Consider the following 17,397-nt stretch of genomic DNA (forward strand, 5'->3'; position numbering starts at 1 on the left):
AGATTTACTCATAAATTAACAGCATTCAATTAGAAGGGGACATTTGGGATCAATACCGAAACTGCCGTTCCTTTCCCTAAAACTGAACTGATCGCCAGACAGCCATTTAAGAGATTTGCCTTATTTCGAATTGCCTTTAATCCAATCCCTTTATGTAATACCTCTTCCTGGACAAATCCTTTCCCATTATCGAGTACCTGAATATGAATCACCTCTTCATTAGCGTTAATTTTGAGTGTAATTTTGCTGGCTTCTGCGTGCTTTACCACATTCATCATGAGTTCCTGAACCACTCTATAAATGGCAGTTTCCAAGAATTTATCCAGTTTATTTTCCAATCCGGTATATATCGATCGGATATGAATTCCAATTTGGAATTGATTACAAATGTCATCCAATGCGACCTTTAATCCAAAGTCTTCCAAAACAGCAGGTAAGAGTTGATGAGAGAGCCTCCGACTTTCCTTAATGGCATCCGCCAGTAGATCATCTGTTTGTTTCAACTCTTTTAAATGCTCAACAGCAATTAAACTGGCATGATTAATCATGTTTTTAGATAAACTCAGCTTAACGCCATAAAGTAATTGTCCTAGTCCATTGTGTAGGTTCTCTGCAATCCGCTTACGTTCCTCCTGTTGTGTGTCCAAAATAGTTCTGAAAATCTCCTTTTGCAATAATTCATTTTTCCTGGAGAGTTCTACCTGCAACGTCATATCTATATCCACACCCAATACTTTTAAAGGCTTTCCATTCTCATTCCTATGTATGGAAGCCTTTATTTTTAATGTTTTAGGTACTTGGTTTACTATAATCTCGATGGTTTCTTCAAAACCCTGCTCCCCGGCTTTCATAAGTTCAATAATTTTCTCTGCCACAGAAATATAGTTTGCAGTAGCATATTGAAGATAAATTTCAGGTACGGGCATTAGCACTTTGGGAAGATTAAAAAGATGGTACATTCCGTCCGACCAGCGAAAGGCTTCCGTGGCGAGGTCATATTCCCAACTCCCAATATTTGCAAGTTCTTCCGACTGCTGTAAAATCATCAGGTTTTTTAGCTGCTCCTGTTCGGCAAACTTACGGGTACTGATATTCTCAGTGGTGACCACTAAAGCATCCTCCATTTTCACAAACATACTAGAGAACCACTCATTAAAACCATCATAATTATAGTAATACTCTATTTGTTCCGGCTCCGAACTTTCCATCACTTTGAGCATCAGATCCAACAACCCTGAATTTTTTACTCCTGGAAATTCTTCCAAATAAAGTTTCCCCACCAAATCATCCCGTTTCGCTTCTTTTTCCATCTCCCGGCTCATCATCTCAATTCGGAAATCGATGATTTCGCCTTTAAAATTCCTAACTGCCCTTAATAAGGAGACTCCAATTAAACTTGCATTAAAAACAGACTCAATCAATTCTTTACTTTCCTTTAACTCCATTGTCATCCGATGATGCAGGCTGACATCCTGAATAACTCCATAAACACGAGTCAACCCAGTGGTGATATCCAGCAAAAACTCCACCTTCATATGGATCACTTTTATTTCCTGCTTAGCCGTTATAATGCGATAGTTATCTTCAAAAGGGCATCTGGCAGAGAACTGCTGCTCAAACGTATGGATGGCTTGAGCCTGGTCTTCAGGGTGGAAGTAAGAGAAAAGTAATTCAAAATCCAGGATTTTTTCTTGCGGCGAATATCCGTAAATACGGTACAATTCATCACTTAAATAAAGTGCATCGGCTTCGATTGATCCTTCAAAATAGCCGATGTTACCCAATTCCTGTGCTAATTTCAATCGACGTTGCTCTTCTAATAATTTCAACTTGGCAACTGTAATTGCAGTGATCTCTGTAAACGTTAATAGGATCCCATTTTCATCAGGAATCACACGAAGAGAAATCCAGATTTCGATGACGTTACAAAAATATTCGGTGGTACTTGCTGTTTCCTCGATAGTAGCTTTATGAATGGCAAAAGCAGCATCCTGACAAACCTCTTTATCGAAGATCTCCCATAGATTCATGCCAAGGATTTCTGAAAAATCCAATTGAAAAAGAGAAGCCGCTTTTCTATTTCCATATAAAAGATTACGGTTTTCATCGAACTGTAGACAAGCTACATCCATTAAATTCAAAATATTTACCGCGCTGGAATTTCCAGATACATCTTGGGGCTTTTCTTGAGAAATACTGATCATATACAATAGGGAACAAAACCTAATATTCTAAATAACAAAGCCATGATAAAAGAGTTTTTTTAAGCTAAAAGACACTGGATATCAACAGTAACGCACAAAGTATATATTTAGCACTATCCGACCTCTTTTAGCGATAAAATCAGGTATTTATACGCTATCAATCGAAAGAAAAACACGTACTTTCCGACCGTAAAATACCTGAAATCTAGCAAGAAAGGTTCAAATCATTTTAAAGTATAAACATTTTTATACATTGTTTGTTCCGGTGATATTGGTGCTTGATAGCCCCTTAACTTGTCATATAAAACCACAAAAATATCATATGCAAAAAGGAACAGTAAAATTTTTTAACACCACAAAAGGATTTGGGTTTATTGTTCCTGAAGATGGAAGCCCAGAAATTTTTGTCCATTCTTCAGGATTAAAGGAACCTATTCGTGAAAATGACACCGTTAGTTACGAAGTAGCTCAGGGTAAAAAAGGCTTAAATGCCGTAAACGTGAAAAAAGTCTAATTATTTAGCTTTTCCAACTCAGGCCTACATCAATTGTGATATTGTTGCGGGCCTTTTTTATGCGCTGTAGTTTCCCCTCTTGCAAATTCATTTAGCAATCCCAGGCGCTATTTCGATGAGCTATATCGCTGATCGCAGCACTGAAAAGCCTGGCTCAAATTTGTTTTCTTAGTAAATTATTTCTTGCATAGTATTTTATTTAATTTTTAACTTTAATTTAGAATCGAACTAAAATTAAACTGAACCAAATTTTAAACCATCTAAAACAAACTAATTATAGAAAAAACACCCACCACTACGCAAAAAACCTAAGCACCACCAACAATCAACCAAATTTAAACCAAACCAAAAGATGAAAAGATAAATACGTTTATTGATTTATTTGATCAGTATGCCTTGTATTTTTCCTTTTTATTGCGCTCATTATGAATACAAAATCGAAGTTTGAACTAGAAATTGTCCGTAAAGTACGGACGATCAGAAAAGAAAAAAACAAAGGTCAAACCTATATCGCCACAGTACTTAAAGTCTCAGATGGTTACATCGGACAAATAGAAGGAGAAAGATGGCCAGCGATGTACACTTACGATCAACTCAATAAAATAGCCATAGATTTCGGCTGTAGCCCACAAGACTTTATTCCCAATGAGAGTGTTAGAGAGAACTAGCCTTAGCTAGTCGCTATATTGTACCTAGACTGAATGTTGAAGAGGTGGGTTCTAGCCATTTTGATGCATTCAGTCTATCTCCTTAAATTGGCTTAACCAAAATTAACAATAGGCTATTGAACATCCCTGAAAACCAGATATCGGAAATCCCTTAATTGAACAGACTTACTAACCAGGCAATCAGGAACCACATGCCCAATAACAAGAGTAGGAAAACAATGAACAGCGCAATAAAAGCAATCACAATTGTGTTCTTGCCACTTCCCTGATGTCTACCCTCCAGGTAGTACTGCTCCATGAGTTTCATGTTTCTGGTATTGGATTTAAAGAAGAAATCCCAGATTTGTCCAATCCCGGGAATAGCGCCAATAGCAGTATCTAAAAGGATATTAATGCACATTAACACCACAATTTTACTGGTCAGCCCTTTACTGGACATCGCCAATACCAAACCACTGGATATTAAAAATCCAGTCAGGTCGCCTGCAAACGGAATAAGATTAAATAGTGGATCTAGTCCAAAGCGATATTTTGTACCTGGAATGCGAAATTGCTCATCCATCAAATAAGAAAGTTTCCTTACAAATTGTATAGTCGGTGTATTTGGAATGTCCTGAAGTTTCGAGGCGTTTTCTGGCATTCTAAAACAACATTATATCGGTAATTTTGTTTTACAGGAACCTATTTCAATACGAGGATTCTCTTCGCTTCCAGTTTAAAATGTACCACACCTGATAATTCCAACTGGCTCAATACGGTAGAAAGTTCATCAAACCTGGAAACTTCGGAGCTAAGTACCTGATCCTGATCAACCCCTGTTTCATAAACAACAGCCACATCATACCATCGGCTAATTTTCTTCATGATGCTCCCTATTGGCTCTTTCTTAAATACAAACAAACCATTTTTCCAGGCCAGGAGATCTTCAACATTAGCCTTTTCTACCTTCGCAGTGCTTTCGCTGAGTAGCAACTCTTCTCCGGGTTTCAATAATGTTTCTTTATTTTGCAAAAATGAATGCTCAACCAACACACTGCCATTCAACAAAGCAGTGTTCACAGTGGCGTCGTCTGGATAACTGCTAACCTGAAAATGAGTTCCTAAAACCTTTACTTCCTGTCTGGCAGACTTGACTACAAAGGGGCTTGCGGCATCCTTTGTTACCTCAAAATAAGCCTCACCACTAAGTGTTACCTTACGCAATTTCTGTGCGGAGAAGATCCCCGGAAATTTAAGAGAGGAAGCGGCGTTTAACCACACTTTAGTACCATCAGATAAGGTGAGCATATACTGACCCCCATTTGGAGTTTTGAGGGTAAAATCCAATCCATCGGTAAACACAGGTAATTCGGTTCCATCATTGTAGGTGATTCCTGATTCAGTAATCAGCAAGCCACTTTTTACTTCACTCAGATTAATCGTTTGCCCATCCGGCAATAAAAGGGCGGCCTTATTACTCCCAGGCACAATGCCATAAGAGGCGGATCCTGTAATCGGATCATCAAATTTCGAAGATCTGAATTCCCGATAAAACATCGACATAAAACCCGTCACCAATAAAGCGGTGCAGGCGATGGCGAGATAGGCGAAAGACCTTTGCTTATAAAATGGAATGAGCTTTATCTTTTGATCAGTGGATTTAATAACCGAACTCAGAGATGGGTAAAGATTGGCAATGTGTTTCTTTAAGCGCAGGTCGATAAAACCTGCAGGCAAGTCGTCCGACAAGGCTTTGCGAATCAGTAACCGCAATTCCTTTTCTGATAATGTTCCGAAATGCGCGATCAAAAGTTCAGTTTCCTCATCGCTCACAAACTTTCGGAAATAATCAAAGACCAGATTTTCTGCAGTAGTATTCAAATGAGTTTCAAAAGCAGTCTTTAAAGGAAAACTTCCCCTATTGTCCCAAATGGTAAGAAATAAATCCTGAACCAACTTATCCACCAAATTCTGATCTTTTAGGAGGTGTAGCAATTGCCCATAGATCTTCCCACTGAAATGTGCATAAAGTTTGCCGAAAGCAAGCTCATCCCCTGCTTTCAGTTTAATTAGTTCTTCTTTTTCATTCCAATGATTGGCTACTTTATTCCCCATAAATCTTATAACGTTTTCGAGATTTTTCTTTAAAAACATCCTGATTAGGAAAAGATAAATCTCCCGCTCTCCTAATCAGGATTTAAACAATTATTACTTATAACAATAGTTTAATGCAAACGTTTGTATAAAAACTGTAATTTCAATAACAGCTTATTTTTAGACATTACTTCTAATTGCTTCTACCTCTTCCACGGTAATGGCGAGGTCCTTACCTAATTTTCTAAAGCCATCAGCCGTTACCACGTAATCGTCCTCTACCCTGATGCCACCAAAGTTTCGGTAGGCTTGCACTTTATCATAATTGATATATTCTGAAAACTGATTACTTGCTTGCCATTGATCGATCAATTCAGGGATAAAATATAGTCCTGGCTCTACTGTCACAACATAATCTTGTTCCAGTGCTTTTCCTAACCTCAGCGATTTCAAGCCAAACTGAGTGGTATTTTTAACCAGCTCGTCGGTATACCCTACATATTGCTCACCAAGGTTTTCCATATCATGAACATCGAGTCCCATCATGTGTCCGGTACCGCATTGGAAAAACAAGGCATGTGCCCCTTTAGTCACTGCATCTTCCAGATTACCCTTCATCAAACCAAGAGTTTTTAAGCCTTCAGCGAGGCTGAGGCAAGATTGGTAGTGTACATCAATGTACCTTACGCCTGGTTTTAAAGTCTGTACCGCTTCCTGATAGGCATGAAGTACAATGTTATAGGCATCTCTTTGCTCCGGCAAGAATTTCTTACCGGCAGGAAAAGTACGGGTCAGGTCGCCAGCATAGCCCATAGGTGTTTCTGCACCAGAATCATTCAAGACCAAATCGCCTTCTTTTAAGATATTTCCATGATAATGATTGTGTAGTATTTGCCCGTTTACTGTTAAAATGATCGGGTATGCCAACTGTCCACCAGCCTTTAAAGCGACCTCATGAACGGCAGCCGCCAATTCATTTTCTGACATGCCTGGTCGGGCAAGCTGCATTGCTTTCAAGTGCATATCTGCCGAAATCACAGAAGCCTTATCCAGCTCAATGATTTCCAGTGCTGACTTGACAGAACGTTGCGCTACAACAGCCTTAATCAATGGCACTGATGCTTGCGCCTTTACTGCTGCTGGTTTTATATCCAGTAATTCTGCCAGTTTAATCTTGTGTTCTGCACGATATGGTGGTAGAAAATGTATTTCCCTTCCTTGGTTTTTTACTTTGGCAAGGTACTGATCCAACTGGCTAAAAGGCACAAGTGTAGTGATGCCTGCTTCAGCTGCCTTTTCTTTTAGTGTCTTTTGTCTCCCCATCCATACAATGGCATCCATACTCATTTCATCTCCAAAAAGCGTCTGCTGATTTTCGTCAAGGTCAATTACTGCAGCCAGTTGTGGTTCGGGAATCCCAAAATAATACAAAAAAGTACTGTCTTGTCGGAAGTGATAGGCATTGTCTAAGAAGTTCATGGGACTTTCTTCATTGCCCAGGAAAAGTAGAATTCCAGACTTGAATTGTCCGGAGAGTTGTTTTCTTCTTGCTATATATTCGTCTTTATGAAACATATCTGATGGTTTTTTTCTGCTTTTTCAAAGTTAGCGCTTAACCACAAGTATCCTACATTTTTCGAGGAAATAATGCGTAGAGGAGTATCATAGAAAAGGCTACCTCTGTAGAGATAGCCTTCATCAACAATGTTTATTTCAATACATGAAAAGCCAGTACATTCTGTACATCAAATACATTTACCGACTTGTTAAATCGCTTTCTTATGCTAGGCAGTGCCTCTCCTGAGATCCAGATTTTAAGTTCTGCATCCAGATCAAAAGTGCCGGATGTTTCTACACTAAAGCGAGAAATGCTTTTGTAAGAAACAGACATAAATTCTGTTTTACTACCTGTTAATCCTTGTACATCTACCAGGATTAGACGTTTTGAAGTGAAAATAAAAGTATCTCTGAGCAGTTTGAATCCCAATTCTATGATTTCTCCTTCGGTAAGAAGTTTATGATAATCCTTGTTCAACTGATCGTTATTTACGATACCTGCATTGCCCATCAGGGCAGAAAATAATCCCATATTATATTTTAGTGTTTGGTTTTGCGTTTTCCTCTTTCAATAATTTGAAAGATGTGGCTTTAAATCTTCCATTTACCACTTTCCCAGTCACTTCTGCTTTTCTGACTTTATTACAAAAACCGTCTTTAGCATGCGCATCGCCATGATCGTCAATATCCGATCCGTCAACAAAATAAGCATGACCATCAATGCGTACCGCAAGGTCACATTCTTTTCCAGGTAGCCCAAATTTACATTCCCCACAAGCGGTTTCTACCACATGTGGTTTTTCAAAATTAATGACAGTAGCCGCTTTTTTTGTTTTCTCCTGAGCCTGAACGCCCATTGCCAGCATAGCGAAAAACATGAGGGTGATAAACTTTTTCATAGTTGTTTAATTTTGTCTAAAAATATAATAAAAACAGGATAATTAAGTAGTATTAGAAATATTCTACCTAAAGGACTTAGGTGTACACTGCAGGTGTTTCTTAAAAAAGATATTAAAGTTAGCTGGATATTCAAAGCCCAGACAATAGGCAATCTGTGCCACATTCCATTCGGTATGTTTCAATAGGGCCACTGCTTCGGTTGCAATTCTTCTGGACACATGGTCTGAAGTAGTTCTACCGGTCACCTCTTTCACACTATGGTTTAAATGATTGACATGCACGGAAAGTTTATGCGCAAAATCATGCGCGGTTCTCAATTCCAGCACATGATCTGAAGAACCAATAGGAAATTGGCGTTCCAATAATTCCAAAAACAGAGAAGTGAGCCTAACAGAAGCATTATTTTCTTTAAAAATGGTACTTGCTGGGCGGACTTTCAACGCTTCATGAACGATCAAATGAATATAATTGCGCAAAAGATCGTATTTATGGACATACTCTCCTTCCATTTCTTCCATCATTTTCATCATAATCCCTTTGAAAGTCTCTTCCTGTTCTTCATTGATCAACACTACCGGACAATCCTGGATTCTCCACAACAAAGACTCTCTTAAACTTTCGTTTCTCTTATGAATAAAATTCTCTGTAAAAAGGCAGAAATAACCTGTCTGGGATTCGGATGTCGATTCCCAGGCATAGGGGATATTTGGATTCGTAAACAACAACGCTCTTCCATTCACTTCAATCTTTTCATTCGGATAATGCAGTACACCGGAACCGATAATTAAAGAGATTTTATAAAAATCCCTCCGGTTATAAGGGGTCGGATTCAGGTGACAATAAGCAGATCTTTTGAAAACACCGAAATGCCCGATATCACTAACCATTTCGAAGCTTGGAACCGTAATTTCCGGACGCTGAATCTTTAAATGATCATAGTAATCTTTTAAGCTTTCACTCTTATTCACTAGATAAAGGTCCTGATTTTTAGTCAACATACAATTAATCTTATCACAAAGTTAGGGTTTGATCGGCGTTCCTGCACGCAATTCTTCGGATGGACTTGTAACAAGTTCATCACCAACATTCAACAGTCCAAAAACCTCTGTTCGATCCTCTGTTTCCCTGCCTTTCTTTACATTCACTTTCTCCGCTTTATTTCCTGCTACCTTCCATACATAGATGCCTTCTGCTGTTTCAACAACTGCTTTTTTAGGCACAATAAAAGTGCTGGCATTTGCTGGAAGTGGAATATGAACCTCTGCGACCATTCCTGGTAAAAGTTGTTTATCATTATTAGGCACATCCATTTCCACTCTTTCAGAGCGTAAACGTAAATCCAATGCACCGGATAGGCGCTTTACCTTAGCCCTGAACACCTGTTCCGGGATAGAGCGTACTGTAAAACTCACTTCATCCCCCGCTTTTAAATATCCAGTATATACTTCCGGAATTGCAATCGCCAGCCTCAAATGCTTCTGCTCCTGTAAAGTAAACAATGGAAATTCAGAACCTTTTCCTGAAGGGCCTACATAAGCGCCTAAATTCACATTTCTAGCCGTGATGATCCCATTGAAAGGCGCGCGGATCTCCAGGTAATCTCTAAGAGAGCCGACTTCCTGATAGGAAGCCTTAGCGGCTTCAAACTGTGCCAAATCAGAATTCCTGCGGGCAATCGCCTGATCCAGGTCGTTCTTAGAAATGGTACCCGGTGTTTTACTGGTTTCATAAAGACGGTCGTAATGTGCTTTACTTGCCAGATATAAAGCTTCCTGAGCTTTCAACCTGCTCTTTGCCGCTGCGAGCTGGGAATTGGTTTCCGGCGCTTCTAAAGTCATCAACAACTGACCTTTTTTGACCTCAGAACCAATATCTACATTTAAGGTTTTCACAAAACTGCTCACCTTCGCATAAAGGTCTACCTGCTGAAAAGCACTCAGCTCACCGGGAAGCTGTAAAGCAGTCTCCAATTTCTCTTTTTGTAGCTTAAAAGTAGGGATTGCAGTTGCTTTTTCGGTCGCAATCTCCTCTCTTTTAGCATTGGCGGTACAACCATTCAAAACAGTTAGGAATGCCATTCCTCCAGTAATGCAAAGGGCGTATGGAAATATATATTTTTTCATTTATGCTATGTTTTTATATCTTAATGATGATGAATATCTGTGCTTAAAATCGGTATTATTCCGACAAACCATGAATGTAATGTTTACTCTCTTTATCTTCCGGATCCAGTGAAATTGATTCGGTAGAAACCCTTCCCTGTACCCAGGCGAATACCAATGGCAGAATCACCAGTACCGCAAAGGTAGACGCAATTAAACCACCTATTACAGCCCTTCCTAAAGGTGAAACCTGATCTCCACCTTCTCCATGTCCTATCGCCATTGGCAACATCCCGGCAATCATTGCCACAGTAGTCATAATGATCGGGCGAATCCTTAAAGCTGCTGCTTCTCTTGCTGATTCCAGGGCATCCCCATTGTGTTTACGCAGGTGTTCCGCATTGGTAATCAACAACACCGCATTCGCAATAGACACCCCCACCGACATGATGATTCCCATATAAGACTGCAGATTCAGCGTAGACCCCGTCAACATCAACAGCAATAAAGCACCCAATACCACCGCCGGTACAGTTGCTAGAATCACTAAAGGCACTTTAAAAGATTGAAAGTTAGCGGAAAGCATCAAAAAGATCACCACAATTGCCACTAATAATCCGGATTGCAGACTACCCAGCGTATCATCCAGCACCTTAATCATTCCTACCGGCTGTACAATCAATCCCCTTGGCAACTCACCCAAGGCTTTAATTGCCTGATTCACATCTTTTGAAGCGGTACCCAGGTCTTTTTTATTCAGGTTGGCCGTGACCGATAAATAAGGTGTGGCGCCCACATTATCATTTTCTCCATAGGTCGTATCAGCCGTAATACTAGCCACATCACTCAGGATCGGACGATTTGAATTTCTCAAAAGAGGAATTTCTCCGAGGTTATCTTTATTACTCATTTTATTGAAAGGAACCTGTACCTGCACGCCATAAGCAAGGCCAATCTTTTCATCTACCCAAACATTTTTATCCGTGTACCTGGAGGAAGAGGTGGAGGCGACCAAAGATCTGGATACATCATTCAGATCCACACCCACTTGCGCCGCTTTAATCCGGTCGATATTAATATTAAGCGCTGGATATTTGATGGGTTGCGCAATTTGTATATCTCTCATGTAGCTGATCTTCTTCAATTCCTTCATGATCTTATTTGCATACAACTCATTTTCTTTTTTATTCTTTCCCGCAATGCGAACTTCCACGGGCGTAGAAGAGCCCTGACTCAATACTTTATCCGTCAGTTCTATTGGTTCAAATGAAAGTTTCACATCAGGCTCCAATGCTTTCACACGAGCCCTCAACAGGTCTTTAAACTCCTCCATATCCACATGATAATCTTTCAGTCCCACCTGAAAAACAGCTTCATGAGGACCCGCCATAAACAGGTAAATCGGATTCACCGAAAACAAAGCGGGATGCTGACCTACATATACAGAAGAAATTGCAAGATGTTCCGGCCCTACCATTTTCTTTAATTCTGCCAGGATCACCTGTACTTTTTCTTCAGTACGTTCCAATCGAGTACCATCAGGCGCCCGCATTCTCATTTGAAACTGACTGGAATTTACTTTAGGCAAAACATCTCTTCCGATATTGGCCAGTAAAGCAGCAGCAATCGCAATGATGACTACCAGATAAGCCAATACTACTGGCTTCCGATAAGGCATGATGCGATCCAGAAAACGCATAAACCGGTTTCTGAAACGTTCAAAAAGACTCAATTTTCCGTCGTTGTTGAAGTCTGCTCTTTCTACCAGAATCTTTTTCTGATTCAGGGTATCTTTCTCTGATTCCAGACTTAGTCCGGTTTCCAGAAAAACAGCCTCATCATCAGTAATGGTATCGGCATGTGGCTTTGCTTTCTTTGGGTGTGCTACCATTAACCAGTTGGCCATAATGGGTACAAACGTTTGAGATAAAAAGAAAGAAACAATCATGGAAAAGCCAATAGCTAATGCCAAAGGCAAGAACAAGGCACCAGGAATACCCGTCATAGTAAAGGCAGGTGCAAATACCGCCAGAATACAAAATAAGATCAGCAACTTCGGAAAAGCAATCTCTTTACAGGCATCCCAAATGGCTAAAGCCTTCGGTTTTCCCATATCAAAATGCTGGTGTATATTTTCAATAGTTACCGTAGATTCATCAACCAGAATCCCGATGGCCAATGCCAGTCCGCTCAAAGACATGATATTGATCGTTTGTCCGAAAAGTTTCAGAAACAATACACCTGCCACAATGGAAGTAGGAATGGTCAGGATCACGATCAATGCGGCACGTTTATCACCAAGAAACAGCAGTACCATTAAACCCGTTAATAAAGCCCCGATCACCCCTTCACTGATCAAACTTTTCACGGCATTGATCACATATACTGATTGGTCAAACTCATAAGAAAGTTTTACATCCTCAGGTAAGGTGTTTTGGATCATCGGCAAGTTCTCTTTTAACTTGCTGACCACATCCCAGGTAGAGGCATCACCAGACTTCGCAATACTTAAATAAACCGAGCGTTTACCGTTAATCAATGCGTATCCGGCTGTAGCATCCGCTCCGTCTTTCACTACCGCTACATCGCGTAGATAAAGGTTCTGCACCCCTCCTTTAAACAAAGGAATGTTTTCAAATTCTTTGACTTTCTTTATCGTGTAATTAGTGGGTGTCAGGTAATTTTTATCTCCCATCCGGACATTCCCTGAAGGTGCAGTCTGGTTGTTTACTTTGATCGCTTCTACCACCTGATCCACGGTAAGCTGATGCGCACGGAGCAATTCCGGGTCTACATTGATCTCTATCGTCCGCACACTACCTCCAAAAGGTGCAGGAGAAAGTAAGCCTGGAATCGCGGTAAAAGAAGCCCTGACATAAGTATTTGCAAAATCCTGCAATTCATTATTGCTCCGGATCGGACTACTTAATACCAGCTGTCCAACCGGTAAAGAGGAAGCATCAAAACGAATGATAAAGGGCGGTTGCGAGCCAGGTGGGAAAATCGCCTGTGCCCGATTGGACAGGGCACTGAGTTCCGCAGCGGCCTGTGCCATATTTGTTCCTTCATAATAGGTCAGTTTCATGAGCATCAGGCCCTGCACATTTTTCGTTTCAATGGCTTTAATTCCATTGGCAAAAAGCAGGATATTGATGTATTGTTTTCCAAAATAGGCCTCCATCTGAGAAGGAGTATATCCCCCAAAAGGATGCGCAATATAGATCACAGGAAGGTTCATTTTTGGCAGAATATCTACCTTGATATCTTTGATGGCACCAAGTCCAAAGAAAAACAATCCGGCAACAAGCACCAGGATAGAGATGGGTTTACGAAGTGCGAAACGGATTAAATCCATGTATATAGCTAATTAAAATTCGTTGATAAACAGGTCAAAATTCCCAAGCGCTGCTGATTTTAGCAATAGCGCCTGCCAGACATTGTTATAGGCAATGTCACGGTCAGTTTCTGCTCTGTTGAGGATAAACAATGCCTGCGTCAGGTCTACAATAGTGCTGAGTCCGTTTTTATAAAGCGTACTCTTTTGTAAATAAGCATCCGAAGCCGCTTTGACCTGGATTGGTGCTTCTTTATAGTTGTCAATTGCATTTTTCAATTTGGTATCTGCAATGGCTACTTGTGCCTGTAATTGTTGTTCAGCAAGGTCGTACTCATTTTGTAGTCCTTTTGAGAGAAATTCCTGTGCCCTTACCTGCGGATGTGTCCTCAGGATGGTCGTTAGATTCCAAACCATTCCCAGTCCAACAAGGTAATTTCCTCGTACCGGATTAATACCATCCGCGTAGTTCCTGGTAAAAGCAGTCTGATTCTGGGCGTAAGTAGAACTAAAGCCAGATCCTCTGCCCTGCATCACCCCAAACATGGAAAAAGTGGGATAATAGGACTTGCGAAACAAATGCGCCTGTTGATCACTTAGCTCCACCTTACTACGGTAAAACTGTAATAAGGGATGTGATTTTTCATGGAGTGTACTGTCTGGGTATAAATCCATAGGGATTCGGGTGATAGAAGCCGTATCGAGTACCAGGCTGGTTACCGTCACCCCCATCAAAACACCAAGCCTATTGGCCTGCTCCTGCTCCAGGTCTTTCGCTTTCGTTAGGGCAATCTTTGCACTGGACACTTCGGCTTTAGCCAGGGAAGAATCCACTCCGGCAATCAAGCCATTGGTTGCCCTGGTTACGGCTGTATTTTTAAAAGTGATGGCTCTTTGAAGGTTGTTTTCCTGCGATTTTCTAAGTCGCTGTGCCGCCAATAGGTTGAGGTAGGCCGCTGACACACGAATTTCCTGCTGAAACTGTTCCTGTACCAGGTCCTGTTGATCCCTTTTCAGTATCCCTGCGGAGACTTTTACCCGTTCCTTGATCTTTCCAAAGCTGAAGAAATCCCAGTTGATATTGGCAAGGTACAAAGCGCCAAAGGCTGAGTTCCAGTTTTGCTGATCAAGGGCTGGTCCGCTGGAAGCAACGCCAAGACCACCTAAGCCATAGGAAGGCCCATTTTGACCATTAATCGTCCCATAGTCTTGTTGGGCGGATAAACTGAGGTTAGGTAAATAATCTCTACGGCTTTGTTGTAGCCCGGCTTCTGAAGCACTTACGTAATTCTTCTTGGCCTTAATGCTTCCGTAATTAGTCAGCGCGGTATTGATCGCATCTTTTAAATAGAGCGTTTGTGCATCGGTTTTGGTCGTATTCAGGATTAAAAACCCCAGGAGTACAGCCATTAGTAATAAAGGTTTAGGCATGGTGTATAGATTACACCGCAAATTTATCTGCTGCCTGGAAAATCAAAGTATTCCGTTCAAACCATTAGTTATGAAAATCAAATAATTTCCCGGATTAGTTCTTAATGACATTCGGCTTACAAAAAGTTCCAATCCTTCAAATGAGAGTCCTGATGCTCCTTTTTTACGATCTCCTGAAATTTCCTAACCAATTCGGGGTAATTAGCTGCCAGGTCTTTGCTTTCATTTCTATCAGTTTTCAAATGATAAACCTGCCACGGACTATTTGGATCCTTTCTCACATTGGTTCGGACACCTTTCCAGTCGCCCATTCTGATGGCCAGTTGCCCTCCCTTTTCCGGAAATTCAAAATATAAATATTCATGTTTTTGCTGTGCTTTTTCTTTTCCGATCAATGTGGGAAGAAAAGAAATGCCATCTGTATTTTCTACCTTTTGTCCAGTCAGCTCCCCTAATGTTGCCAAAAGATCATACTGAGCGGAGATCAGCTTACTAGTAGCACCTGCTTTAATTTTCCCTGGCCATCTGGCTAGAAAGGGTTCCCTGATCCCTCCCTCATAGACATCTGTTTTCAATCCCCTCAAGCCATCCACACTATTGAAATATTTGGCATTTACACCTCCATTAAACGTAGTACCATTGTCGCTGGAAAACATAATGATCGTATTTTCATCTAAACCAAGTTCTTTTACTCTTTTGAGAATGATTCCTACCTGTCCATCTAAAAAGGTAATCATTGCGGCATAAGTCGAATATGGGTATTTATTTGGTGTATATCCCTGCTGGCCGTAATAGGGCTGTTCCTCAAACTTGCCCAGATAAGGTTGCAAATAAGCATCTGGAACCTGCAAAGAAACATGAGGCAAAGGATAAGGAAGGTATAAAAAGAAAGGATTTTCTTTGTTTTGATCGATAAAAGACAAAGCCTTTTCCGTCATTTTTTCAGGGGCATATACTTTTCCTTTATAGTAGTCGAAATCTTCATCCTTCGCTTTTTTAGGATCCAGTGCCTGATGTACATTGATAAAAGTATTGTCCAGCGGATCTCTCTGGTCATTTTCCCATAAATGGGTCGGGTAAAAGCTATGCGCTTGTTTTTGATCCAATAATCCGTAGTAATAATCAAAACCTTGTTTCAGGGGAGAACCGGATGTACCATTCATCCCCAGCCCCCATTTTCCTACCAAAGCAGTTTTATAACCTGCCTGTTGCATCAAATGACCAACTGTAAAGGTCCCTTCTTTCAGAGGCATCTGACCACGTTCTTCTGCATCCGGAAAACCACCAAGTTCATGATTGCCTCGGATATAAGCATGGCCGCCATGTTTTCCGGTCATGAGCATCGCTCTTGCAGGGGCACAAACCGGTGTACCTGTATAATGATCGGTAAACTTCATGCCTTCTTTTGCCAGTCGATCCAGATGGGGAGTCTTGATCTTTTCTTGTCCGTAAGCACCAATTTCCGCGTAGCCGAGGTCGTCCGCATAAATGTAGATGACATTTGGCTTTCTTTGGGCAAAACAATTATTAACTGGCATTAAGCCTAAAACAAATTGAACGAGAATTCCTGCAAATAAAACGAGTTTTTTCATTGCTGTCTAAGATATAAAAAGATCAATAAAATATTCTCGTCTGCTTTTCGTAATTTTGCGCTCCTTATTCAGGATCGCGTTTCATACTACCATGCAAACGTTTGTTTACTTCCCATTTAATACCTCCACATTATGAAAAAAAATGCCCTGCTTCTTATTCCACCATTACCCGCAGTGTTATTGGCCATCATTAGTGTGCAAGCGGGTGCAGCAATTGCAAAAGGACTTTTCCCGGCCATAGGCCCTACTGCCACAGCTTCCTTAAGAATCGGACTATCGGCTATCATTTTATTGATTGCAAATCGTCCAAACTTATTTAAGCTAACAAAAGCGCAATGGAAAGCGGTAATTCCTTATGGATTGGCATTGGGCGCGATGAATGTGATTTTTTACATGGCGATTAAACGTATTCCACTTGGTTTAGGAGTTACACTGGAATTTATCGGTCCATTATTGTTAGCAGTATTTAATTCCAAACGCGGACTGGATTACCTATGGGTATTGCTTGCCGCGGTAGGTATTGCCTTGATCGCACCCTGGTCTAACCAGGGATTAGACTTGATTGGAGTGCTATTGGCCTTACTAGCCGGCGGATTCTGGGCTGCATATATTGTATTGGGTAGCCGCATTTCTAAAATCATGAAAGGCGGAGATGCAGTTTCTGTCGGGATGATCTTCGCAACTTTACTGGTGGTTCCTTTTGGATTTATCGGTGGTGGATTCAATGAAATCACCCCAACCTTGTTGTTACTTGGTGGAGCATTAGCGCTTTTATCAAGCGCTATTCCTTTCACTTTAGAAATGAGTGCCCTCGGACAAATGCCAGCACGTACTTTCAGTATTTTGATGAGTATGGAGCCTGCAGTAGCGTCATTATGCGGATTGATCTTCTTACATGAACACCTTTCTCTTTTTGAATATCTGGCTGTGGCTTTAGTGGTAATTGCCAGTGCTGGTGCTACACTGACCTCTAAAAAAGAAGTTTTATAATTGCTGATTTTCTGAAATATCGCTCAATGAAA

At 40.8% G+C, this 17,397-nt stretch carries 14 protein-coding genes; 3 read left to right on the forward strand and 11 right to left on the reverse strand.

The genetic code is table 11. The features are described 5' to 3' along the window. Positions 1–29: 29 nt before the first annotated feature. Positions 30–2,204 (reverse strand): PAS domain-containing protein, encoded by a 2,175-nt coding sequence (locus R2S10_RS18015; RefSeq protein WP_316841801.1) that lies wholly within the window; start codon positions 2,202–2,204, stop codon positions 30–32. A gap of 322 nt (positions 2,205–2,526) precedes the next feature. Between R2S10_RS18015 and R2S10_RS18020 the strand changes: the two genes are divergently transcribed. Both R2S10_RS18020 and R2S10_RS18025 read left to right on the forward strand, forming a co-directional pair. Further along, positions 2,527–2,718 (forward strand): cold-shock protein, encoded by a 192-nt coding sequence (locus R2S10_RS18020; protein ID WP_316841802.1) that lies wholly within the window; start codon positions 2,527–2,529, stop codon positions 2,716–2,718. Positions 2,719–3,143: 425 nt separating this feature from the next. Then, on the forward strand, positions 3,144–3,386 hold the full coding sequence (locus R2S10_RS18025) for a helix-turn-helix transcriptional regulator (RefSeq protein ID WP_316841803.1): 243 nt from the start codon (positions 3,144–3,146) through the stop codon (positions 3,384–3,386). A 151-nt stretch (positions 3,387–3,537) separates the two neighbouring features. Here R2S10_RS18025 and R2S10_RS18030 read toward each other — a convergent pair whose 3' ends face one another. From R2S10_RS18030 to R2S10_RS18075, 10 genes are all read right to left on the reverse strand, one after another. Then, on the reverse strand, positions 3,538–4,026 hold the full coding sequence (locus R2S10_RS18030; protein ID WP_316841804.1) for a DUF4112 domain-containing protein: 489 nt from the start codon (positions 4,024–4,026) through the stop codon (positions 3,538–3,540). 41 nt (positions 4,027–4,067) lie between these two features. Continuing rightward, complete coding sequence (locus tag R2S10_RS18035) at positions 4,068–5,480, reverse strand: FecR domain-containing protein (protein ID WP_316841805.1); 1,413 nt, start codon at positions 5,478–5,480, stop codon at positions 4,068–4,070. Positions 5,481–5,639: 159 nt separating this feature from the next. Beyond that, positions 5,640–7,034, reverse strand: a complete 1,395-nt coding sequence (locus tag R2S10_RS18040) for an aminopeptidase P family protein (protein WP_316841806.1) — start codon at positions 7,032–7,034, stop codon at positions 5,640–5,642. A 133-nt stretch (positions 7,035–7,167) separates the two neighbouring features. Then, positions 7,168–7,548 carry a PH domain-containing protein gene (locus R2S10_RS18045; RefSeq protein ID WP_316841807.1) on the reverse strand — a complete coding sequence of 127 codons (381 nt, stop codon included), beginning with the start codon at positions 7,546–7,548 and terminating at the stop codon, positions 7,168–7,170. 1 nt (position 7,549) lies between these two features. Beyond that, the gene (locus R2S10_RS18050) at positions 7,550–7,915 is read right to left on the reverse strand and encodes a DUF6370 family protein (RefSeq protein ID WP_316841808.1); all 366 of its coding nucleotides are present in this window, start codon (positions 7,913–7,915) and stop codon (positions 7,550–7,552) included. A gap of 63 nt (positions 7,916–7,978) precedes the next feature. Then, positions 7,979–8,914, reverse strand: a complete 936-nt coding sequence (locus R2S10_RS18055) for a helix-turn-helix transcriptional regulator (RefSeq protein ID WP_316841809.1) — start codon at positions 8,912–8,914, stop codon at positions 7,979–7,981. A gap of 21 nt (positions 8,915–8,935) precedes the next feature. After that, positions 8,936–10,039, reverse strand: coding sequence for an efflux RND transporter periplasmic adaptor subunit (locus tag R2S10_RS18060; protein WP_316841810.1), 1,104 nt, complete (start codon positions 10,037–10,039; stop codon positions 8,936–8,938). A gap of 55 nt (positions 10,040–10,094) precedes the next feature. Then, positions 10,095–13,373, reverse strand: coding sequence for an efflux RND transporter permease subunit (locus R2S10_RS18065; RefSeq protein ID WP_316841811.1), 3,279 nt, complete (start codon positions 13,371–13,373; stop codon positions 10,095–10,097). A gap of 12 nt (positions 13,374–13,385) precedes the next feature. Further along, positions 13,386–14,762, reverse strand: a complete 1,377-nt coding sequence (locus R2S10_RS18070; protein WP_316841812.1) for a TolC family protein — start codon at positions 14,760–14,762, stop codon at positions 13,386–13,388. Between the two features lie 137 nt (positions 14,763–14,899). After that, positions 14,900–16,375 carry an arylsulfatase gene (locus tag R2S10_RS18075; protein ID WP_316841813.1) on the reverse strand — a complete coding sequence of 492 codons (1,476 nt, stop codon included), beginning with the start codon at positions 16,373–16,375 and terminating at the stop codon, positions 14,900–14,902. A 132-nt stretch (positions 16,376–16,507) separates the two neighbouring features. Between R2S10_RS18075 and R2S10_RS18080 the strand changes: the two genes are divergently transcribed. Then, positions 16,508–17,365 carry a DMT family transporter gene (locus R2S10_RS18080; RefSeq protein ID WP_316841814.1) on the forward strand — a complete coding sequence of 286 codons (858 nt, stop codon included), beginning with the start codon at positions 16,508–16,510 and terminating at the stop codon, positions 17,363–17,365. Positions 17,366–17,397 lie beyond the last annotated feature (32 nt).

Source organism: Pedobacter gandavensis, from assembly GCF_032678745.1.
In the GTDB taxonomy this organism is placed as follows: Bacteria; Bacteroidota; Bacteroidia; order Sphingobacteriales; family Sphingobacteriaceae; genus Pedobacter; species Pedobacter gandavensis_C.